This window comes from Dictyobacter alpinus, assembly GCF_003967575.1.
Taxonomy (GTDB): Bacteria; Chloroflexota; Ktedonobacteria; order Ktedonobacterales; family Ktedonobacteraceae; genus Dictyobacter; species Dictyobacter alpinus.
This window is the reverse complement of record NZ_BIFT01000001.1, coordinates 4475168-4496576: the sequence shown is the minus strand read 5'-3', so window position 1 is coordinate 4496576 and position 21409 is coordinate 4475168. Positions and strand designations below refer to the sequence as shown.

General features: G+C 50.8%; 19 protein-coding genes. 6 read left to right on the top strand and 13 right to left on the bottom strand.

Features of this window, described 5'->3' with window-relative positions; genetic code table 11:
* Window positions 1–207 precede the first annotated feature (207 nt).
* The 3 genes from EL633_RS17820 (at window position 208) to EL633_RS17810 (ending at window position 2945) form a co-directional block, all read left to right on the top strand.
* Window positions 208–825 carry a DUF4388 domain-containing protein gene (locus EL633_RS17820; RefSeq protein WP_161982215.1) on the top strand — a complete coding sequence of 206 codons (618 nt, stop codon included), beginning with the start codon at window positions 208–210 and terminating at the stop codon, window positions 823–825.
* Between the two features lie 23 nt (window positions 826–848).
* Window positions 849–2360, top strand: a complete 1512-nt coding sequence (locus tag EL633_RS17815) for a cache domain-containing protein (RefSeq protein WP_126628476.1) — start codon at window positions 849–851, stop codon at window positions 2358–2360.
* Window positions 2361–2660: 300 nt separating this feature from the next.
* Window positions 2661–2945: a hypothetical protein gene (locus tag EL633_RS17810; protein WP_126628475.1), complete on the top strand. Its 285-nt coding sequence runs from the start codon at window positions 2661–2663 to the stop codon at window positions 2943–2945.
* Window positions 2946–3073: 128 nt separating this feature from the next.
* Here EL633_RS17810 and EL633_RS17805 read toward each other — a convergent pair whose 3' ends face one another.
* The 3 genes from EL633_RS17805 to EL633_RS17795 all read right to left on the bottom strand — a co-directional run bounded on the left by EL633_RS17805 (window position 3074) and on the right by EL633_RS17795 (window position 7620).
* The gene (locus EL633_RS17805) at window positions 3074–5521 is read right to left on the bottom strand and encodes an aldehyde dehydrogenase family protein (protein ID WP_126628474.1); all 2448 of its coding nucleotides are present in this window, start codon (window positions 5519–5521) and stop codon (window positions 3074–3076) included.
* An 18-nt stretch (window positions 5522–5539) separates the two neighbouring features.
* Window positions 5540–6544, bottom strand: a complete 1005-nt coding sequence (gene deoC, locus EL633_RS17800; protein WP_126628473.1) for a deoxyribose-phosphate aldolase — start codon at window positions 6542–6544, stop codon at window positions 5540–5542.
* Window positions 6545–6609: 65 nt separating this feature from the next.
* Window positions 6610–7620, bottom strand: coding sequence for a phosphotransferase (locus tag EL633_RS17795; protein ID WP_126628472.1), 1011 nt, complete (start codon window positions 7618–7620; stop codon window positions 6610–6612).
* Between the two features lie 226 nt (window positions 7621–7846).
* Between EL633_RS17795 and EL633_RS17790 the strand changes: the two genes are divergently transcribed.
* The gene (locus EL633_RS17790) at window positions 7847–8647 is read left to right on the top strand and encodes a ribonuclease HI (protein ID WP_161982214.1); all 801 of its coding nucleotides are present in this window, start codon (window positions 7847–7849) and stop codon (window positions 8645–8647) included.
* 58 nt (window positions 8648–8705) lie between these two features.
* On the opposite strand, the gene EL633_RS17785 is transcribed toward EL633_RS17790, so the two are convergent.
* From EL633_RS17785 to pyk, 9 genes are all read right to left on the bottom strand, one after another.
* Window positions 8706–9197, bottom strand: a complete 492-nt coding sequence (locus EL633_RS17785) for an LURP-one-related/scramblase family protein (protein ID WP_126628470.1) — start codon at window positions 9195–9197, stop codon at window positions 8706–8708.
* A 73-nt stretch (window positions 9198–9270) separates the two neighbouring features.
* A complete protein-coding gene (locus EL633_RS17780; RefSeq protein WP_126628469.1) occupies window positions 9271–10893 on the bottom strand; it encodes a diacylglycerol/lipid kinase family protein in 1623 nt (540 codons plus the stop codon).
* A 169-nt stretch (window positions 10894–11062) separates the two neighbouring features.
* Entirely contained in the window at window positions 11063–12928 is a 1866-nt protein-coding gene (locus EL633_RS17775) for a transketolase (RefSeq protein ID WP_126628468.1), read from the bottom strand.
* A 456-nt stretch (window positions 12929–13384) separates the two neighbouring features.
* Window positions 13385–13627 (bottom strand): hypothetical protein, encoded by a 243-nt coding sequence (locus tag EL633_RS17770; RefSeq protein ID WP_126628467.1) that lies wholly within the window; start codon window positions 13625–13627, stop codon window positions 13385–13387.
* 239 nt (window positions 13628–13866) lie between these two features.
* Window positions 13867–14097 (bottom strand): hypothetical protein, encoded by a 231-nt coding sequence (locus EL633_RS17765; RefSeq protein WP_126628466.1) that lies wholly within the window; start codon window positions 14095–14097, stop codon window positions 13867–13869.
* A 255-nt stretch (window positions 14098–14352) separates the two neighbouring features.
* On the bottom strand, window positions 14353–14910 hold the full coding sequence (gene rimM / locus EL633_RS17760) for a ribosome maturation factor RimM (protein WP_126628465.1): 558 nt from the start codon (window positions 14908–14910) through the stop codon (window positions 14353–14355).
* 124 nt (window positions 14911–15034) lie between these two features.
* Complete coding sequence (locus EL633_RS17755) at window positions 15035–15265, bottom strand: KH domain-containing protein (protein WP_126628464.1); 231 nt, start codon at window positions 15263–15265, stop codon at window positions 15035–15037.
* Window positions 15266–15289: 24 nt separating this feature from the next.
* Window positions 15290–15601, bottom strand: coding sequence for a 30S ribosomal protein S16 (rpsP, locus tag EL633_RS17750; protein WP_126628463.1), 312 nt, complete (start codon window positions 15599–15601; stop codon window positions 15290–15292).
* Window positions 15602–15853: 252 nt separating this feature from the next.
* Window positions 15854–17296 (bottom strand): pyruvate kinase, encoded by a 1443-nt coding sequence (gene pyk / locus EL633_RS17745; protein ID WP_126628462.1) that lies wholly within the window; start codon window positions 17294–17296, stop codon window positions 15854–15856.
* A 336-nt stretch (window positions 17297–17632) separates the two neighbouring features.
* Here pyk and EL633_RS17740 point away from each other — a divergent pair, with 336 nt between their 5' ends.
* Complete coding sequence (locus tag EL633_RS17740) at window positions 17633–18796, top strand: pyridoxal-phosphate-dependent aminotransferase family protein (protein ID WP_126628461.1); 1164 nt, start codon at window positions 17633–17635, stop codon at window positions 18794–18796.
* Between the two features lie 28 nt (window positions 18797–18824).
* Window positions 18825–20531, top strand: coding sequence for a phosphoglycerate dehydrogenase (gene serA / locus EL633_RS17735; protein ID WP_126628460.1), 1707 nt, complete (start codon window positions 18825–18827; stop codon window positions 20529–20531).
* A gap of 208 nt (window positions 20532–20739) precedes the next feature.
* On the opposite strand, the gene EL633_RS17730 is transcribed toward serA, so the two are convergent.
* The gene (locus EL633_RS17730; protein WP_126628459.1) at window positions 20740–21081 is read right to left on the bottom strand and encodes a GlsB/YeaQ/YmgE family stress response membrane protein; all 342 of its coding nucleotides are present in this window, start codon (window positions 21079–21081) and stop codon (window positions 20740–20742) included.
* Window positions 21082–21409 lie beyond the last annotated feature (328 nt).

Here is a 21409-nt window from a genome sequence, read left to right as displayed (position 1 = left end):
GTTCATTCTGACACAAGGAATCATAAATACATAACCGATCTGCCTTAAATCAATGAGCGAATAAAGGAGAATGGTACTGCTTATCAGGGTATTTTGCTTAGTAAAATAGCAAAATCATCACAAATACCGTCATTTATGCTATGCTTGTATAAATTTCCACGATAGAAGATGCTAAAAATGCCAAGGCTAGGACGGAGCATGATGCCGATGTCACTACGACGGGGTATCCCGACTGATCAGTTAACGAATGTATTGCAAGTAATTCAGCTTGGACGCAGAACAGGCCAACTTTCTGTTGAGCGCGGAGAAGGCACACAGAGAGAAACTGGCGAAATAACATTTGCGAACGGCCATATTACTGCTGCACAAAGTGGACAACTCGATGGACGAATGGCATTGGATTGGCTGAAAACCTGGGGACCTTGTCGCTTTGTTTTTGTAAATACCCAGACTGATCGGATCACAGGCCCTATGACAAATATTCAAATGTCACCGTCAACGCCATCGACACTTCCAACCACCCGGCCATCTTTTCCTGCCATATCCTCCACAACGGATCCTAAACAGCGTGCGATAACAGGACCATTGCAGGCAATGCAGCAACAACCACCTACTTTATATGGGCCACAACGTACCTGTGCCGCGGATGAAGGATTAAAACGATTAGCGCAGGCAAACGCTTCACGCCTTCATCGCCATCTTTATCTTCTAATCGATGGAAATCGACCTTTCACCGAGTTGGTGCGCTTGATGGGCCGACAACCTGGAGAAGTACAACAGATCCTTCGTGATCTGGAACGTATTGGCATCATCCAAATCCCTTAATAGTAATAAAGGATATTTTATCTATGGCTCAAAGAGATATACAAGCAAACAAACGTAGCTGGTTCCCTTTACCAGTACGCATCTCCTTCGGATATGTATTAGCCGCGCTTATTCCACTCGCCCTGGTACTTGCTTTTGTCTTGACTCAGACGCGTCCGACCCTGGTTGATCAAGCCAAAACATCGATGACCAACGATGCGCAAACACGTGTCCAGTTGATTGACACCTATTTTCGTGAGCGCAAACTGGATGCATTAACCCTGACCCAGGTAGCCAGCGTCCAATCGTTTCTGGCACTGCCACCAACAGACCCATTCTACCAGGACAGCAAAATGCATGCTGCCTTCGCATTGCAAGCCGGCTTATCTCGTAATCCTGACTATACCTACTGGTCCCTGTTTGACGCCAGAGGCAACCTGATCAAATCAGTGCCAGATGGAGTGCCCAGGCACGGTAACAGTTATTTTACAACCGAGCAATTTCAAAGCGTCAAAGCGGGTAATGCTTTTATTTCGCCCGTCTTTTATGCTCCAGACAAAAAAGTGGCCAGCGTTGATATTTATGCACCAGTCAATGCGCAGACCTTAAATCCCAAAGTCAAAGGAAAATTCCTGGGTTTTATGCGCGCCACACTAAGGCTCAATTATATCTGGAATGAGATCGTAAAGAAGGATCTCAATGCGAATGGTCAGAATAGCTATGCTTTTATCACGGACGAAAACGGCGTGCGCATCGCAGATACCAATCCCGATCGCCTGTTTACCACCATCAAAAAGCTCCCGGATAATGTCCAACAGGACATCATGGACCAGCAGCGCTATGGCAGCCAGTCTGAAATCACCGCTCCAGAGGATACTAATATCAGCAGCCAGACAGCAGATAACTTCCAGACCCGTCCTCAAGGTCAGCAAGAAGACTTTCAGGTGGTACGCAAGGCGGCAAGCAGCGTCCCCTGGCAATATTTTGTGCTCAGCCCAATTAATAGTGTCACCAATATCGCTAATCAGCAAACATTGAATATTATGCTGCTGGCCGCGTTCGCCTCATTGCTGGTCGCCATCGCAGGCTATGTCACCAGTCGGAGTATTTCACGTCCAATCATGAATGCGGTCGAACAGCTACGTGGCAATAGCCAATCGTTGAATACCCTGGCCCAGAACCAGCAGGACGCCGCTGGCGAGCAGATCTGGGTGGTAGATTCCTCGCAAGTTGGATTGCAATCGGTGCAATACTATACCGATGCAGCCCAGGTCGCCTCCAAGAAACTGGTCAACACCACGCAAGGACTCAAGCAGCAATGGGGCTATGTCACCCAGCATCAAGCCGAGCAGGCATTGGACGATATTATGAATTCCTCGAAGTATCTCTCCAATGCGCTCGAATATCAGTATTCCAGTAACCAGAAACTGGCCACAGCCCTCAAAGTCGCGACCCAGGTGACCGAACAGCTGCATCTAGGCGCCACCTCAGCTACCGAGGCCGCCGAACAGCTAGAGCAGGTTGTGCAAGAACTACGCTCCGTCGTCGGACGCTAAATCCACTATAGCCTTTACTTTAGGAGTTCTGTGATATTTGCTAAGGTTAGCGAATATCACAGAACTCTTGAAGCATAGCAATTCTCATGCTCCTCCTCAATACTTCTACCATCTTTCACCATACCACTTACAAATTTCAGGATTATAAGTCTATGCCATAGTCTTTTATTCCTGAAAAGCAATTTTATGCTAAGTTAGTGGAGCCGCTTATCACTCACATCTCCAATTGATACATTTCGCTATGTCATCAAGGCCTATCAGACTCCAGGTTCCCTCCAAATACTGAATATATTGAATCTCGTGAGCATCCTTATTCCGATTGTGACCCTGATTATTGGCTGGAAGCGTATCCCGCTCCACTACAGTCTTTTCGCGGTTATACTGATTCTATTCGCAACTATTTACCCAATGGGAACTGCAAATGCCCTGACATCGGTACCACGTTTTATGACAGTCGTTTTCCCGGTAACGATCATTTTTGCCAGCATCAAATGGCCGCGCTTCGATCATATCTATCTGGCACTAACCCTTCCCATTTTTGCGCTAAACGTCTTACTGTTCTTGAACCATTATTGGGTGGCTTGAAAACAAACAATGTATGCAGGCCAGCAGGTTCCTATTGACGACTGCATAGAGACTGGCCTGAGCAACAGCCAGTAAGAAGAGAAGGACCGGAATAATGACTATTCCAGTCCTTCTCTTTATGGGTAAGTTTATTCGCCGTAAGGGACCCAGATGTTTTTGATCTGGGTGGCTTCGCGCAGGAATTCTTGGCCTTCACCCTGGGGTCGGTGTAGCCAGTTGCGGCTGCGACCGTAGTTGACCCAGGTGCGTTTCATGTTGCTGGTGGAGGCGAGCTCAACGGTTTTGGAGCCTTCGGCTGTGCCGAAGTACCACATGGCGTTCACGTCGTGGTGCTCGGCCAGCACTTTACTGAGCTCTTCACGGTTACCGGTGACGATGTTGACGACACCTGCGGGCAGGTCTGAGGTCTCGAAGATCTGATAGCAGTCGGTGGCGCTCAGAGGTGCCTGCGTGGAGGGTACCACGACGACACTATTGCCCATGGCGATGGCTGGCGCGACCAGTGAGATGAAGCCAAGCAATGGATATTCGTCGGGACAGGCGATTCCGACGACGCCAATGGCTTCTTTCATGGCCAGGACGACACCACGCATGGGTGGACGGTGCACACTGCCTTCGTATTTGTCGGCCCAGGCGGCATAACTAAAGAGGCGCGACAGGCTGGTCTGGACTTCGCCGAGGGCATCGGCATACTCACGTCCCGTCTGCTCGACGATGCGACGGGCAAACTCGGCTTCACGTACAGCTAGATTTTCGGCGATGTAATACAGGATCTGGGCGCGGTTATGGGTGGTAGCACCAGCCCAGGAACTGGCTTTGTGCGCGGCTTCAACCGCATTACGGATATCCTTGCGATTGCCTTCGCCGACTTCACCGATGATACGTCCGTTGCCAGCGGTGATCGTCAGGCTATAGCCAGAATCTGGCCGGACCTGCTTCCCACCAATAAAGAGTTTTGGGGTCCGATCAATGGACGGCAATGAGCTCTGATCCTCAGTTGTCAGGGCCTCTAAAGCATCGGTATGCACAACACCGTTGCCGGTGCCCTCGTCAGCATCCTGGTCTGCTACCACAGCTGGAGCCGTCGCGTTTTTCGGCTGCGAGCGAGCAAGCCAGGCCGGCTTGACATACTCATAGAGTCCTTCTTTGCCACCTTCACGGCCATAACCACTCTCTTTATAACCACCAAAACCACAGGCGGCATCAAAGAGATTGGTGCTATTGACCCACACGCTGCCCGCTTTGAGCTTAGGAGCAATATCCAGGGCCAGATTGATGTTGTCGCTCCAGATACTGGCAGCCAATCCATAACGGGTATTGTTGGCGATCTCAACCGCTTCAGATGGTGTTCGGAAGGTGAGCGTGACCAGCACAGGACCAAAGATTTCGACCTGCGCCAACGTGGAGGCCGGGGCAACATTGGTGAAGAGGGTTGGTGGGAAGAATGAGCCGTCTGTAGGACAGGCCGTAGACGGTTGCCAGAGCTGTGCCCCCTCTTTCACACCAATATCGACCAGCTGCTGGATCTCGGCACGCTGTCCCGGTGAGACGATAGCACCGATATCCATGGTCTTATCCAATGGATCTCCGATGCGCAGGTTTTCCATACGGGCACGTAGTTTGTTAATCAGACGCTCGGCGATATTTTCCTGGACCAGTAAGCGGGAGCCGGCGCAGCAGACCTGGCCCTGGTTAAACCAGATGGCGTCCACGACACCTTCAACCACGCTATCCAGGTCGGCATCGTCAAAGACGATAAAGGGAGATTTGCCACCCAGCTCCAGCGAGAGCTTCTTACCACTACCCGCGGTAGATTTGCGGATACTGCGCCCAACATCGGTGGAACCGGTAAAGGCAATCTTGTCGATATCAGGATGATTGACCAGGGCATCACCGGCCTTGGAGGCCTCGCCAGTTACAATATTGACGACACCAGCGGGCAGCCCAACCTCTTGCAGGATCTCAGCGAACTTGAGCGCGGTCAGCGAGGTATAACGGGCCGGTTTGAGGACGACGGTATTGCCCATGGCGATAGCGGGCGCGATCTTCCAGGCCATCATCAGCAGGGGAAAGTTCCAGGGAATAATCTGACCAACCACACCGACCGCTTGATAATCTGGTAGCTCGCTCTCCATCAACTGCGCCCAGCCGGCATGAGAATAGAAATGGCGGGCCACCAGTGGGATATCCAGATCGCGGGTCTCACGAATGGTCTTGCCGTTATCCAGCGCCTCCAGCACGGCCAGCAAGCGGGAATGCTTCTGGATATGGCGGGCAATGGCATATAAATAGCGCGCACGCACATGGCCCGGTGTCTTGCTCCAGGACTTAAATGCCTGACGTGCCGCCGCCACAGCCGTATCTACATCAGCTTTATCGGCAGACGCGACCTTCGTCAGGGTCTTACCATTAGCGGGATTGTTGCTCTCAAAATAATTGCCCTGATCCGGCTTGACCCACTGGTTATTGATAAACAGCTGGAACGGCTCATGCTCTTTAATCCAGGCCAGAGCCAGGGAAGACGATTCAGGAGCTGGACCATACTCCATTGTTTCAAAAATTTCCATAACGCTCATACTTGACGCCTCCCTCAACTAAACCATTGGATTTTCATAAGCGGCCGCATACTGGCCGGTAACATAGTGGGCCAGCTGGCGCTCAATGTCCGATAGCAGACCACTGGCTCCAAAACGGAACAGTGAATTATTTAACCACTCGTTGCCGAGCTCTTCTTTGATCAGTGCCAGCCAATCAAGCGAAGCTTTAGCAGCACGAATACCGCCGGCAGGCTTGAAACCAACCTTGTAGCCGGTCTGCTCATAATAATCACGGATAGCACGCACCATGACCAGTCCAACAGGCAAGGTGGCATTGGTCGGCTCTTTACCGGTCGAGGTCTTAATAAAGTCGGCTCCAGCCATCATACAGACCAGACTGGCCATGCCAACGTTGCGTAAGGTTGCCAGTTCATGGGTCGCCAGGATCGTCTTCATGTGGGCATCACCACAGGCCGCACGGAACGCCTTAACCTCGTCATACAGCGCCTGCCAGTTACCGGTCAGGACATGATGACGCGAGATCACGATATCGATTTCCTGCGCGCCAGCCGCCACAGAAGCTGAAATCTCCTGCAACTTCTGGTCAAAGCCATTCAAGCCGGCAGGAAAACCAGTCGAGACTGCGGCTACGGGAATATCACTCCCCTTCAGGGCCTCGACGGCCGTAGCGACAAAGTTATGATAGACACAGACGGCACCGACATGCAGTTCCTCAAAGCCTAAAGCTGAGAGGAGCTCCTGCCGCACAGGCTGGCGTGCCTTGGCACAGAGGCGCAGCACATTACCAGGAGTATCATCACCGGCCAGGGTCGTTAAATCCAGACAGGTCACAGCCCGTAGCAGCCAGGCCGCCTGCCAATCCTTTTTTACCGTACGTCGTGTTGGCAACGTAGCGGCGCGACGCTCAATAGCGCTACGATTGATATGGACGCGATTGACCCATCCCATATCCAGCAAAAGGCCCGGATTACGCACCAGGGCCTCGGTCTTTGCCGGCTCCGAGCCAGCCACAGACGCGGCACGCGATTTTGTCGTGGTCATGAATTTTTTTCCTTTGGTGGTATACACAGCAACATCATCGTATCTATAAGAAATATAATAAAGGACTAACGCCAGCGCTCCACCAGTTCCACCCAGTGTGCTTCATGGGCGGTCAGCAAACGCAACGTCGCCACCATCTTCGATGTCTCCCGTATACCAATCTGTTCTTCTTCTTCGCTCGTCACGGATTCGCCGAGCGATCGACGCATAGTAAAAAGCAACCATCCCAACCAGGTTCCCATACAGCCATGGAGCGCGTCCCGACCAGTGTCCTGGATCACGCCACCGGCGGCGGTATAACCAGCAAGAATGGCAGAAAATATTTCTTCACGTGGCTGGCCCGTAGTAATCCCACTCCAGGTCAGAGCCGTCCGGACCAATTCCATCGTTGGATTAATCCAGCCAGCCGCCTCCCAGTCAATCAACCAGGGGCTAGACTCGCTGCTCCAGATGACATTACCGGGCTCACAGTTGGTGTGGCTGACCAGCATATGTTGTCCCAGCACGGTCCCTGCCTCCTCATAGGCACGCGTCCACTCAAGCAATTGAGGTAAGAGTGAGCGCACAGGATTAGCCCAGGCCAGATTAAGGTCAGATGCTTGAAAGGTCAGAATATCCCAATCCTCATCATGCAAATGTTTCCAGACAAATGGAGGCAATTCGGGGATCGTCAGTTGGAGCGCATGCAGTTGGGCCAGCAAGCCTCCAAGCGTGTTGGCAGCATGCAGGTCCAGACTGCTGGCAGACAGCAGCGGGCCTTCAATCCATGGATAGACCAGCAGCGCCATGCCATCCAGATTGTAGATAACATCTCCATCCGCCAGTGGGAGCGCTGCCACTGCAGGAATACCCCGTTCAGCCATCAGGTGAGCGATTTTTTCAGACATACGATAGGCATCCAGAGTATCTGGCTCACCCATCATCGCCGGATTCAACTGCTTGATGGCAAATACTCCCTGGCTGGTCTCTAGCCGACACACATGATGTAACAGCCCACCAGCCACAGCCTGAAGTTCACCACGTGGCTTGCCCAACCCTCCCATGGTACACACACGTTCAACATCTATTGTCTTCATGCAAAACCTCTAAATTCCAATTAATGCTTTGTGTCCCATAAGAGGAAGCTCACAACGCTCCCAAGAACTCGCACCGCAAAAAAAGAGCTTCTTAATCTACTGATAGCTAACCCAATTCTATCATAAGAATCCCAGCCTGAAAATTGAAAGCGTGTGGGCAACTATGTTACACTGCCTGTGCATTTATATCAATTGTAGTTATCAGGCATTGAAAGGCTTGTGTGTGGTGAGCGAAATTCAAGAATCTTTAGAGTGGATGTCTATCCTGCAAGCGGTCCTGGATCTGGATGTGCGGGCATCACTATCTCGGCTGGATCAAAGTGGCATTATAGCGTATACCGATGGAGCCTGTATCAAAAATCCAGGTGGGCCGGCAGGCTGGAGCGCCCTATTGTGGGCCGCCTGCGACTCGGTCAATGGCCAACTGCCGTCCCATGCGGAGTGCCTGGAGTGCTATGGACATATTCCACGCGCAAAAACAACGACAAATAATCGTGCAGAGATCTCAGCCGTGCTGGCCGTTCTCTCACTAGCACCACCTGCCCTACCACTAACCATCCATAGCGATAGCGAATATACCATCAAGGTCGCAACCGGGGAATACCAGATGAAGGCCAATCCTGACCTGTGGGAGATCTATCGTAAGATGCTCAGCTATCGTAAAACCAAACCAAAATTCAACTGGGTACGTGGACACGCCGGACATCAACAAAACGAGCGCGCCGACTATCTGGCCGGCCTGGGTGCCTGGAATAAGGACGAGGGTGCCTTCAAGAAATGGCAAGAATCCCAGAGCCCTGAAGCACGTAGCGGGCTCTCAGGTCCACAGGTCTCACGGGTGCGCCTGAATATCAAAAACCTCAAAACTTACTTTGATGCCATGGATGTCGATAATTCTCGCATCACGCCACAAGAACGCAAATTCATCGACGAGATGGCGAAACGCTGCCAGAAAAACACGTTTGTCCCATCCGAGAAACAAAATACCTGGATCCAGACCCTGGTTACCAAATATCGACTCGGATAGGACAGTTGCCGCTCATATAATTGAGCGGCAAACCAAAGTGCTTTTCAGCTACGTGTCATTAGTGGTCTTCGTGGTGATCACGAACCATTTCAAGTACCACCGCGAGCGCGATCATAAAAGGAACATCCACACCAGGCGCAACATCGACCGCATAGGATTCATGGAAGAGCGACAACTCACGACCCACCTGACCCATGAGATTGCCAGCATCATCGCTCACGGTAAAGTTCCAGTTCCAGACACTACCATCAATATGGAAGACCATACCGTTGCCACCTGTAACCTTGAAACGCTCACCAAAGAGATGAAACTGCTCATGGACATTGGCCCAATGCTCACCATTACGATAAATGTCATAACTTGGCTTTAAAGAAAGCATATGCTGCTTGATCTGGATCAAATCCTGACCGCTATAGCTATCCCGTATGATCAGGTTATCGCCAATATGAAAAAACTTTCCATGAATCTCAAAAACCGCATTACCGGCATCGTCACGTACCGTAAAAGTATCAGTCAAACCCCAGGCATGTTCCCTCAGATGATAGCGCATGGTTCTATCTGCCTTTCAGAGCGTGTCTAATGCTCACAATCGAGCGTTAAAGCGTTCATAGAGTTCCAAGCAGTTAAGGTAGCACGATCCGCTTGGCTTGAACGACATTACGCTTGCTACGTTTACCTTCCACAATCACGACCGCGCCTTCTGTCAATTCCTGCATAGCGGCGTTGAGGTCGTTGACATAGTGACCATGATGATCAAAGATCGTGGTCTTCGCATTGACGACCACAGCACCAGGAGCAGACTGGCCGCTACTTTTCTGGACGGCACCAGCAATAACATAGGTATCAGATACAGCGGCGTTTGGAGCTTTAGCGAAGACAGCAACTTTACGGCCATGCTGCGAGAGCGACTCCATTACATCGGGCAACTCGCGGCTCAGCTCTTTCTGATGCTCTTCCCGCTTTTCAGAGATCTTTTCCTGCTTTATTTCTGAAGAAGCCAGGGTCTCCTCAACCGCAGTCTGTTTCTGCGATGAAGTCTCAACTGATCGATCGTCTTCCTTCGTGAAACGGCTGAATAGGCCACGTTTCAGCTTCTGACCGGAACTTGGAGCGCTCTCCGCATTGGTGATCTGCTCTTGCTTATCTTCAGGATGATAGCCATGCTCAAACAACTCATCGTCATAAGCACGAGGAATAGCGACAGGGAGAGCTTGAGGCAGGGTATCAATCTGATAGGTAACAAACACCTGTTCCTGCGCCTCTTTATCCAATTTAGACAACTTTTTATAATCGGCGGCGCTCAAGTAATCTTTCAGCTTGACTGCGCTACCATCTACCTGTAAGGCAATAGTGGCGGGAACCTTAATGCGTAAATGGGATCCTTTGAAGTATTGAGCCGTCGTATTATCGGGTTTCTGACGTAACAACAACGATGTGACCTGCTGCAGGGTGCTCAATGGATTTCCAGCGGTAATTACACAAACATCGATCTGGCCATCGTCAACATACGCTTCAGGAGTCATACGCTGAGCAGTAGCGTAGCGGCGGGTATTGCCCAACACAACCTGTATCGCTTCACCCTTCCAAAGAGAGTCACCGGCCTCACCTGACTGAATCTCAATCGGGTAAGGATGCTGTTCGGGTAGCTCCTGGGCCGCCGCCAGGCCGACCGCAGCAGTTCCAATCTGATACTTCAAGGGCTTGGAAACATTGCCCATCACGGCCGCATCCAGCCCGAGACCGGCCATTAACAAGAAATGATGGCGTACCTTAGCGCTCTCCTCGGCTGCCTTCTTACGAGACTTCTCAAGAGAGGCTCCGGATGGCTGGTCTTCGCCAGGAAATGCGATAGAGCGCACAAAAACGCAACCCACATCCACTTTACGTACATCGCTATTGAGCAGGGTCAATGCAGCTTTGACAGGATCGGCAGGAACACCAATCTCGCCCGCCCACACATTAGCGGTTCCACCAGGAATCAGGCCAACGATCGGACGCTTTCCCTTGGCGCTCATTACGCCATTGACCACTTGATTCAGTGTGCCATCGCCACCATAGGCAATGAGAAGATTCTTCTTTTGCTCGGTTGCTTCACGAGCCTGCTCCATGATATGGCCGCCATATTCTTTCAGGCCAATCTCAGTTTTCCAACCACCAGCTGCCAGAACAGCCAGGATATCAGGTAATTTCGCTGTGTTCTCGCCAGCCCTGGGGTTAATAAGAAATGATGCATTTTTACCAGACATAGAATACCCCTTATGACTCTATTTAAAATGTTAACTATTTCTCATAGGATACGCGAAAATCAAGAGTCCAGTTTCAAACATAGGAATTATTCGATCAAAAAAAAGAGCTCAAATAGGAGAAGCCCCAGCGACAAAATGTTGCTGGGGCTTCTCTTGAATATGGGATGGGTTATTTGACGAGTACTTTGACTGCCTGAACAATGTCATGGGCGCTGATGCCGGCTTCTTCGATCAGCTCAGCGGGCTTACCGGAGCTAGGCATCGATTGGACAGCGAGCTTTACAACCTGAGGCATTGGAGCATCTGCCTGGGAGAAAGCTTCCAACACGGCTTCGCCAAGTCCGCCTTCGGGCCAGTGGTCTTCAACGGTGATGATCTTGCCACCTGCCTCCTGGGCAGCGGCGAGCAGGGTCTCATCATCGATAGGTTTGACCGAGTAGGCGTCGATAACACGGATAGTGATGCCCTCTTCCTGCAGTTCTTTGTAGGCCTGAATGGCTTCGTGCAGCGTGATACCGGCCGCCACAACGGTTGCCTGGTCTTTATCTGACTGATAGACAACCCTACTACCACCAATGGAGAAGGTGTCGTCAGGACTGTAGATGACCGGTGTTTTTTCGCGGGTAGTACGGATATACATAATACCACCGTGATCAGCCATCTGGGCGACCAGTTGGGCGGCCTGGTTGGCATCCGATGGATAGAGGACGGTGCTGCCAAAGACAGCACGCATCATGGCCAGATCCTCTAAGGCCATCTGCGATGGTCCATCTTCACCAATGGAGACGCCCGCATGCGAACCGGAGAGACGAATGTTGGCACGTGAGATGGCCGCCATGCGGATAAAGTCATAGGCGCGTGACATGAAGGCCGCAAAGGTGGAGGCAAACGGAATCTTGCCACGCACCTGTGTGCCAACGGCAAAGGCCACCATCTGCTGTTCCGCGATATACTGCTCAAAGAAGCGATCAGGATAGGCTTTAGCAAACTCGTTGGCATAGGTTGAGTTGCTAACCTCACCATCCATCGCTACGACATCAGGATTTGCCGCACCAAGGGCGAGCAGCGCATCACCATAAGCTTTACGGGTAGCTTCTTTGGAATTGAGCTCATAGCGTGGCAGCTTGATTGGCTGTTTGGCAGCTTCTGGAGCTGGCTTATCATTTGCTGGCTTCTGAACCGGGAAGACCATACTGCGTACCTGTGGATTCAGTTCCGCGATAGCTTTTTCTTCCTGCTCGGCATCCAGGGCCTTACCATGCCAGCCTTCCTTATTCTCAAGGAACGAGACGCCTTTACCTTTCATGGTTTTAGCCACAATCAAGGTTGGGCGATCAGCGGTTTCAGCAGCCTGGCGATAGGCATTATCGATCTCTTCATAGTTGTGGCCATCAATCACAATAGCGTTCCAGCCAAAGGCGCGACCACGCTCTGCATAGGCCTCAGTATTCCAGCCCAACTCGGTCTCGCCACGCTGTCCCAGGCGGTTACAGTCGATGATCGCAATCAAATTATTCAGTTTATAGTGGCTGGCAAGGTGGAACGCCTCCCAGTTAGATCCTTCAGCGCTCTCGCTATCACCCAGCAAGACCCAGACTTTGTAAGGAAGCTTATCCAGATACTTACCAACAGCAGCGATACCCACGCCAACGGGCAGGCCCTGTCCCAGGGAGCCAGTCGCGACATCAACCCAGGGAATCTCAGGTGTAGGATGACCGGCCAGGCGGCTACCAAACTTACGCAGGGTTAGCAACTCTTCATCGGTGATCGCGCCTGCTGCCTTATACATAGAATACAGAAGGGGAGAGGCATGGCCTTTCGACAAAATGAAATGGTCATTATTAGGATTCTTCGGATCGTCGAAATCGTAATGGAAGTGGCTTAACATCAGAACCGACATCAAGTCTGCAGCCGACATAGATGAGGTGGGATGTCCTGAACCTGCCGCAGTTGTCGCACGTATACTATCAACACGTAACTGCTGAGCAAGATTCGTCCATTGCTGCACTCGAGAAGTTTTTTCTGCCGTTGTCATATGCACTCCTAACTAAATGAGTATCTTACGCGTATAACTGGGAATTTATCACGCCTGCAAATAATAAGCAAATAACGCAACAAATGTCTTCTAAGCACCTTCACAAAAAAGGCGGAGAAAAAAACAGTTGAAGCCACTACCCTCACTATTGAGAGTAAGAAATATCAACTCCCTCTTCTTACTGTATAGAATCCAACAAGGCTGCAGTATTCTCTCCATAGCAGCCCAGGCCTGTCTGTTTTAATCGACTCCCAGTCATAAACCGGAAGAAGCCGGGGCTCTGTATCCAGCATAAAGCAGTCTGGACATCTTCTAACACGAATTGACGCGAAGAAATAGTTTCAGTACGCAGACAAAGAAAGCACAAAAGGTGAAAAGACTAGAGATAAAATTATGAGACATACACACCGCCGTGGTTAGATCAGTTGTGTATGTCTCATGTGTGGCCTGGCTGGATTAGCGGTTGGCTTTTGGGGCCAGTGCCCAGAAGAGCAATCCTGCCAGCACAAAAAACAGGACCAGCATGAAACCCATAATGGGATCGACAACGCCGGTGATTGGAAGTTGGAAAACGGCTGCTACAAGTAAATAAAGCAACCACAGTCCTCCCAGGACCGGAAAAATGTATAAAAAGTTGAAGCGTGCACGTGGATTGGGTTCACGGGCAACAACTTCGTAGTCTGAATTTAGTGGCTCCATATGTTACCTTTCCTTCATGACTGGGATGACATATTTATTGGCTTGCTTGCGATATGAAATATGTCGAGTTAAGCACATGATAGATAATATCTGCAGGCTGGCCGTTTTTGGGGCGGCCTCCTTTATTGCAAATCATATTATAGTCGTTCATCCCCATCAGCGCAACTTATAGAAAACAAGTAACGCTGCAGGGCGGACCCGCAGCGTTACATATTTGCGCGCATATAAAAAAAAGGCCATCAATGGCCGTAGCTGCAGAGGTCTAATTGGTTTTCATTGGGTAGGTCGGGATAAGTGGGTGCGAGAAGGTCATCCAGGAATGAAATAGTGGGAAAAGCATGGCTCTTGTTGAAGTGACGACGCAGTTGAAATGCACTTACTTGATACATAGAGCCGTCGGAGGCGGCGATAAGATGTCCTTCAGCAATTGCGCTACAAACATCAGCAAGAGTCGGGATATGGTCGGGCATGAGACTCCTCCCCTACAAATATACTGCGGCGTGTTTGACAATCGACGCAACAACAGTTGAAAACATTCAGTACCAATTATTGACACGGCTAAACGTATGAACTGGTTTCACCGTATCTCTCTACTCAGGACACTGGCTAAGCGCCTGTTTGATGTGGCAATCGGCTGACCGCATCACGATCTCCCATTGCCACCTATCGGTCTCTGACGTTTAGCCCCTCCACTATCCGCCACCACTCAGAATATTTGCCGGTAATTACTCTTCGTCTGCCTGATTAGGATCATCAACCACCGCATCATCATCCAACAAACCCCTCATAGGATCAATATACATCACTCGTCGGATCAGGTCAATCTGTTTAATGACCTCTTTTATGGCTGGGATCAAAAATTGCTGACCCTGTGGTCCTTTGAGCACATAGACATCATTTCCGCCGGTAGCCCAGATATCGGTGATCGTGCCGACCTCTTGTCCATCCATGCGTAAAACCTGCAGACCTAGAATATCATGCTGATAGTAAGAATCAGGGGGAAGTTTAGCAAGCTCGTCAAGGGGGACCATAATCGCACGGCCACGCAATTTTTCGGCCGCGTTAGGTTCATCAATGGACTTGAATTTGATCAGCAATTGGTCGCCTTTATGGGGGCGTACACCTTCAATCTCATAGCGCGTATGGTCGGGAGCAAGATACACCGCCTTCAGTTTGAAAAAGCGGTCTGGGACATCACTTAGTGAGAAAACCCTTACCTCACCCCGGATACCAAAAGGGGCCACTATATTAGCGATAGTAGCCCATTCTGTCGTGTTTTTCATTGGCACTTTGCTCTATTTCTGTCTGACCAGCCTGAGAGAGCACCAACACGATATACCTGGCCCAGAGGTCAGATGATATGTGCCGGGCAGATAGGCTTGTGCTGCGAGCTGGTACACAATAAACTTATTGAATCTCTAGCGAAGTATGACGACCTTCACGTGTTCCGCCGGCGCGCATCAATGTACGCATAGCTTTTGCAACACGCCCCTGACGACCAATCACTTTACCAAAGTCATCAGCCCCCACGTGGAGTTCTAACACGAGCGCATTGCGGTCATTGCGAACTTCACGCACCTCGACGGCCGAGGGGTCGTCTACCAGCGACTGAGCGATATACTCAATCAATTTCCGCATATAGTATCCTTACTGCAGATACAACTAAGCCTCTTTAGATGTTTTCTGTTCAGCAGTCGCAGCTTTGGCTGCAGTTTTCTCCTGAGTGAAACGCTCTAGAATGCCAGCGCGCTTGAGGAGCAGAGAAACGGACTCTGTGGGTTGCGCACCATTTTTTAACCAGCCGAGAGCTTTTTCCTCATTGATGTTGATCGCGGAAGGCTCGACACGTGGGTTATACCAGCCGATATTCTCGATAATGCGGCCATCACGAGGAGAACGTGCATCAGCCACTACAACACGATAGCTAGGGGCTTTCTTCATCCCCGTACGTTTTAAGCGAATTTTGACAGTCATGCTTTGTTATTTCCACCTCTGCCCCACACAAAGGGGGCTGTATTTTCAGCAGCGCCACGTTTTACATAGCACTAAAAGTGCCCCTAAATTACGGCTTGATTAGAATAGCACGGAGCGGCCAAATTGTCAATGTCAAAGGATATTGCTCTCAAGCTGTTCTTAAGATATATTTCATTATGCAAACAGTAGTAGAGAGGATGCCGGATTGCGCATATTGCGCGCAATCCGGCATCCTCTCTACTACGAAGATTTTTAGCCTAGTTCGCCGATATGGTGCAGGCGAACGAAGTTGGTGCGCATACGGCTGGCGACGGGCATGCCGCCCATGATGACGATGCTGTCACCAGGTAGAATTTCATGTTCTGCCTGCAGCTTTTTTTCCACGATCTCAATCAACTCTTCCGTTGAGCCGGTGAGGGGGATGATATGTGGCCAGACACCCCACCAGAGGCAGAGGCGATGATAGACCTCTTTGGAAGGTGTATAGGCCATAATTGGTGTGCGTGGACGATCTTTGGAGACCAGTTGCGCCGAAGTACCACTTCTAGTGAAGACAGCGATATATTTCACACTGGCCTCTTCCGCCAGAGCTTTGGCGGCATGACAGACCGCGCGATCCTGAGTCAATAAAGGCACATGACGTTGATAGTTCATCAAACCTTCGCTCTCGGTCTGACGCGCAATGCGATCCATCATCTTCACAGCTTCAATGGGATAGGAACCGGCGGCGGTTTCAGCGCTTAACATTACGGCATCGGTACCGTCAAAAATAGCATTTGCGACATCGCTGGCTTCAGCACGCGTTGGACGTGGATTGCTGATCATAGATTCAAGCATCTGGGTGGCGGTAATCACCGGCAGATCCAGATCATTGCAGCGCGAAATAATATGTTTTTGGATCAGCGGAACGCTCTCAGGGGCCATCTCTACGCCTAAATCACCACGGGCCACCATGACCCCATCGGTAACGCGCAAGATCTCATCAAGGCGCTTCACAGCTTCCGGCTTCTCCAACTTGGCAATCAAGGGAATAGGTCCATACGCAGTTTCACAACCCAGTTCGGACTGAATCGCTTCAATCTGCTGGCGGGCCGACAGGATATCTTCCGGCCTGCGCACAAAACTTAAGGCAACATAATCAACCCCATGCTGCACCCCAAAGCGTAAATCGGCTAAATCCTTCTCCGTCAAAGAAGGAGCACTCACAGCAACCCCTGGTAGATTAATACCCTTATGCTCTTTTAACAGACCGCCATGCACAATCTCACAATGCACATCGGTCGCATTTTTGTCGATCACACGTAACTCAAGAAGTCCATCATCGAGTAAAATGCGATCACCAATCTTAACATCCTGTGGTAACTGCTTATAGGTCGTCGCTACACATTCGGAGGTGCCTACAACCTCACGCGATGTAATCGTAAGCTGAGCCCCATCCACAAGGCGGACCGGCTGCCCGTCCCGGAGGAGTCCTGTACGAATCTTCGGACCTTGCAGATCTTGTAAGATAGCAACCGGAATATTTAAGCGCTTCGATATACTACGAACACTTTCAATGACCTTCGCGTGGCCTTCCTGTGTCCCATGGGAAAAATTCAAGCGAGCCACATTCATCCCTGCAAGCATCAGTTTTTCAAGCTGTTCATCACTATTAGTTGCGGGTCCAATAGTACAGACTATTTTGGTGCGTCGCATATACTTATTCCTCATTTAATAAAATATTTCAAGGCTTTCCTTGCCTCCTTCTTTGACTGATGGAATGCAGGTTGCCTGATAATGCAAGCCATCGTATGGCAATTGTAGCATTATGAAAAGAGGAGTCGCAATACGTAGTGCTTATCTATAGGTTTAAGAATTTTGCCTACCCGGCCCTCAAGCATATATGCTATACTTTGAGAAGAATACCCCTTAAGGACCGCGGCGGATAACAGTGCAGTTAGCCGCCGCATGTCATTGCAATGAGGCACTGAATGGCATGATTATGTAGATCCTGGCATTCAACAAGATAGAGAGAGATGGAGTAATAAAGCAATGACCACTCAGGAACGAAAGGCAATTCCAGTACCACAGGTCGAGCCACGAGCGACTATCCCTCCCCAGAATTTGCGTGTACCTGGTCCTACTCCTGTACCCCAGGAAGTACTGGATGCTCAGGCGGCTCCGATGATTAATCATCGTGGACCTGAATTTTCCGCCATTATGAAACGTGTTACCCCACGTCTACAATATTTTTTCCAGACAGCATCGCCCGTGTTAACCTATCCAGCCTCCGGTACCGGTGCGCAGGAATGCGCGGTGGTGAATGTTTTTTCGCCTGGCGATCATGTTGTCTCAATTATTATTGGAAATTTCGGTACCCGGCTGGCAAAAATCGCTGAGGCCTATGGCTTGAACGTCTCGCGTATCGAGTTCGCCTGGGGTGAGGCCGCCGATCCTGCAGTAGTTGAAGCACGGCTCAAAGAACTGGCTCCATACAAGGGTGTATTGATGACGCACAACGAAACATCGACAGGCGTCACCAATGATATTCAAACCCTGGCCGCGCTTGTGCGCAAGCTGAGTCCTGATGCACTGGTTGTAGTGGATGCGGTTAGCTCACTGAGTAGTTTGCCCTTAGAAATGGATCCCTGGGATCTGGATGTGGTCTTTACCGGATCACAAAAGGGCTGGATGATTCCTCCTGGCATTATGATGATCGCGGCCAGCGAGCGCGCCTGGCAGGCACATAAAACGTCAAAACTCCCCCGCTTCTATTGGGATTGGAGCTCGACACGGAAGCAGTTGGAGACCAGCTGGCAGCATCCAACGACGCCGCCCGTCTCCTTGTTCTATGCCCTGGATGTCGCGTTAGAAATGATGCTGGCCGAGGGACGCGAGGCGATCTTTGCACGCCACAAGAAAGCTGGCGAGTATGTGCGTGGCCGTGTGCAGGCGCTGGGACTACAATTGCTGGCAACTGATGCCAGATATGCCTCCAATACGGTGACTGCAATTAAAGCTCCTGAAGGCATTGAAACAAAAGCGCTATTAAAGAAGCTGCGTGAAAGCGAGCATATCGTTCTGGCCGATGGGCAGGATCATATGAAGGGCAAAATGTTCCGCATAGGACACCTGGGCTACTTCACAGATAGCGATCTTGAACAAACACTGGATGCAGTAGAGCGCCATCTTAAAGAACTTGGCTATCAGGGTTAAGCCAGACGGCGAGAAAGAGAGCAGATCCATGGCAGACGTACGTGCTGAGGTCGAAAATCCACAGGAACAGACAGGGCCTGTAAAGATTCTGATTACAGATCGTATTGCACACGAGGGTGTGGCCTTTTTGCGTGAGCAGCTACCGGATGCCCAGATCGATGAGCGACCTGGGCTGAAACCGGAGCAGTTAAAAGCGATTATTGGTGAATATAGCGCGCTGGTGGTACGTAGTGAGACACAGGTGACCAGCGATATTTTAACGGCGGCGCACAATCTCAGGATTGTGGGTCGCGCTGGCGTGGGCGTCGATAATATCGATACCGCAGCGGCAACCCGGCAGGGTATTATCGTTGTCAATTCGCCAACCGGCAATATTATGGCCGCCGCAGAACATACGATTGCGATGCTGATGGCGCTGGCCCGTCATGTGCCAGCCGCCGATGCCAGCATGAAAGCGAATAAGTGGGAGAAGAGCCGCTTCCTGGGTATCGAAGTACGCAACAAAACACTTGGCGTGATTGGCCTGGGTAAAGTAGGTATGGCCGTGGCGCGACGGGCACAGGGACTGGAGATGCAGATCATCGCCTTTGATCCTTTTGTCTCAACCGAGCAGGCTCGCAAGTCTAATGTCACCATGCTCAGCCTGGAGGACGTTTTAAAGCAAGCTGATTTCATCACCCTGCATACCTCCCTGACCAGTGGCCCCAATGGCACGCGCGGCCTGATTAGTGAGAAAGAGCTGGCAATGATGAAGCCTGGCGCGCGCCTGATCAACTGTGCGCGTGGTGGACTGATCGACGAAGAGGCTCTACTCAAAGCACTGAACGAAAAACATATCGCGGGCGCGGCACTAGACGTTTTCAGCCAGGAGCCGATACGCGATAATGCCCTCTTACAGCAGCTCATCGCGCACGAGCATATCATTGCGACTCCCCACCTGGGAGCATCTACCGAAGAGGCACAGGTCGGGGTTGCCACCGACGTAGCGGAGCAGATCGTATCAGTACTTAGTGGTGGCTTCCCACGCGCGGCCGTCAATGCCCCACTGATCCTACCAGAAACACTCAAAATTCTGCAGCCTTATATGGTTCTGGTTGAAAAGATGGGACGTCTATACACCCAGCTACAGCCCGAGCCATTGCGCAAAATCGAGCTCACTTATAGTGGCGAAATTGCCAGCTACGACCTGCGCCCACTGCAGGCTGCGCTGGTCAAAGGGCTGCTGGAGTCGGTTTCAGAAGCGCACGTCAACATGATCAACGCCCAGGTGCTGGCGAAAGAATGGGGTATCGAGATCGTTGAACAGAAATCAACGACCCCGGCCGAATTCGCCAATCAGGTTACCCTGCGTGTCAGTAGTGAGAGCGGAAGCAATACCAACAAAGACGACTATGTCAACGTTATCAGCGGAACCGTTATGCACAACGAGCCACGCATCGTCCAGGTCGGACCTTACTGGACCGAGTTTGTGCCAGAGGGACCAATCCTCTTCTGCCGCAACATCGACCAGCCAGGCATGATCGGACTCGTTGGTACCGTGCTGGGCAAAGCCCAGGTCAATATCCGCCACATGGATGTTGGACCCAGCGAGCGCAAAGCTCGTTCCTATGAGCTTGCCCGCCCAACCGAATCAGCCCTGATGGTCATCTCTGTGGATAATCCCATTCCCGAATGGGCCCTTGACGAAGTCAACCAGACCGGCACCATTTATGGCGTAAAGATGGTTAATCTGTAAAACAACAAGCAGCGCCGCCGAAATTTTTTTCGGCGGCGCTGCTTGTTGTTTTACAGATTAACCTATGATCTGCGCCCGCTATGCGGGCGGGGGAGGAGAGAAGGTTCGGGGGCACAGCCCCGGAGCCCCCAGTCAAGGGGCTCGCCGCCCCTTGCATCCCCGCTTTCTTGTTACTTGAAGGGGATCGAAGCTCTAGTACAGGTATGTATTAGCCTGCGCGATAGCGGCGGCGACGTGAACCGAGGCCACGCGTGAGCAGGTGCCAGATACCAATCATGATGATAGCACCAATCAACCCGCGCAGCAAAGGCACACCGAACCAATAAATATCACCAATGCCCGTAATGTTGATAACGCGAGTCATCAACCAGACGCCGATGACACCAGCAATAATCGCGCCGATGATTCCCAGGGGAACTCTCCATCCCACAATGAACTCTGCAATCACACCAACAACTGCAGCGATCACGATATACATGATCAAGTCAAGACCAATTGTCCATACATTGGAACCAATCTGAATTTTCACAGCATCTGCAAGAACCAGCATAGAATTCTCCTTTACGTCGTTTCTCAGTTTTTGCCAGGAAAACGCACGTTGCCACGATAATAAAGTCCATAAGGCCGGTAAATAAAAAAAACAGCTAAACCGTGCAATCGGCAAATATGCTTCTCCCTATCTATACGTTTTAGCACGACTATAAAGTTTCGAGAAAGAGCACAAAAAACTGATGACATGAAAAAGCTTATAGCTGACGTTACTTTTGGGACAGGCATAGTACAATGTACAACAGAAGGTTTATGTTCTACGTAGGATCTAAAGAAGAGCCTATCAGTTTGATTAACTGTGACAATAGAAACATGTCAATGAAAGGAAC

What these genes read in the sequence shown, in the direction of transcription:
- EL633_RS17820 (WP_161982215.1), top strand. Translation starts at nt 208, where the DNA reads ATGTCACTACGACGGGGTATCCCGACTGATCAGTTAACGAATGTATTG.
- EL633_RS17815 (WP_126628476.1), top strand. Translation starts at nt 849, where the DNA reads ATGGCTCAAAGAGATATACAAGCAAACAAACGTAGCTGGTTCCCTTTA.
- EL633_RS17805 (WP_126628474.1), bottom strand. Translation starts at nt 5,521, where the DNA reads ATGAGCGTTATGGAAATTTTTGAAACAATGGAGTATGGTCCAGCTCCT.
- deoC (WP_126628473.1), bottom strand. Translation starts at nt 6,544, where the DNA reads ATGACCACGACAAAATCGCGTGCCGCGTCTGTGGCTGGCTCGGAGCCG.
- EL633_RS17795 (WP_126628472.1), bottom strand. Translation starts at nt 7,620, where the DNA reads ATGAAGACAATAGATGTTGAACGTGTGTGTACCATGGGAGGGTTGGGC.
- EL633_RS17785 (WP_126628470.1), bottom strand. Translation starts at nt 9,197, where the DNA reads ATGCGCTATCATCTGAGGGAACATGCCTGGGGTTTGACTGATACTTTT.
- EL633_RS17780 (WP_126628469.1), bottom strand. Translation starts at nt 10,893, where the DNA reads ATGTCTGGTAAAAATGCATCATTTCTTATTAACCCCAGGGCTGGCGAG.
- EL633_RS17775 (WP_126628468.1), bottom strand. Translation starts at nt 12,928, where the DNA reads ATGACAACGGCAGAAAAAACTTCTCGAGTGCAGCAATGGACGAATCTT.
- EL633_RS17770 (WP_126628467.1), bottom strand. Translation starts at nt 13,627, where the DNA reads ATGGAGCCACTAAATTCAGACTACGAAGTTGTTGCCCGTGAACCCAAT.
- EL633_RS17765 (WP_126628466.1), bottom strand. Translation starts at nt 14,097, where the DNA reads ATGCCCGACCATATCCCGACTCTTGCTGATGTTTGTAGCGCAATTGCT.
- rimM (WP_126628465.1), bottom strand. Translation starts at nt 14,910, where the DNA reads ATGAAAAACACGACAGAATGGGCTACTATCGCTAATATAGTGGCCCCT.
- EL633_RS17755 (WP_126628464.1), bottom strand. Translation starts at nt 15,265, where the DNA reads ATGCGGAAATTGATTGAGTATATCGCTCAGTCGCTGGTAGACGACCCC.
- rpsP (WP_126628463.1), bottom strand. Translation starts at nt 15,601, where the DNA reads ATGACTGTCAAAATTCGCTTAAAACGTACGGGGATGAAGAAAGCCCCT.
- pyk (WP_126628462.1), bottom strand. Translation starts at nt 17,296, where the DNA reads ATGCGACGCACCAAAATAGTCTGTACTATTGGACCCGCAACTAATAGT.
- EL633_RS17740 (WP_126628461.1), top strand. Translation starts at nt 17,633, where the DNA reads ATGACCACTCAGGAACGAAAGGCAATTCCAGTACCACAGGTCGAGCCA.
- serA (WP_126628460.1), top strand. Translation starts at nt 18,825, where the DNA reads ATGGCAGACGTACGTGCTGAGGTCGAAAATCCACAGGAACAGACAGGG.
- EL633_RS17730 (WP_126628459.1), bottom strand. Translation starts at nt 21,081, where the DNA reads ATGCTGGTTCTTGCAGATGCTGTGAAAATTCAGATTGGTTCCAATGTA.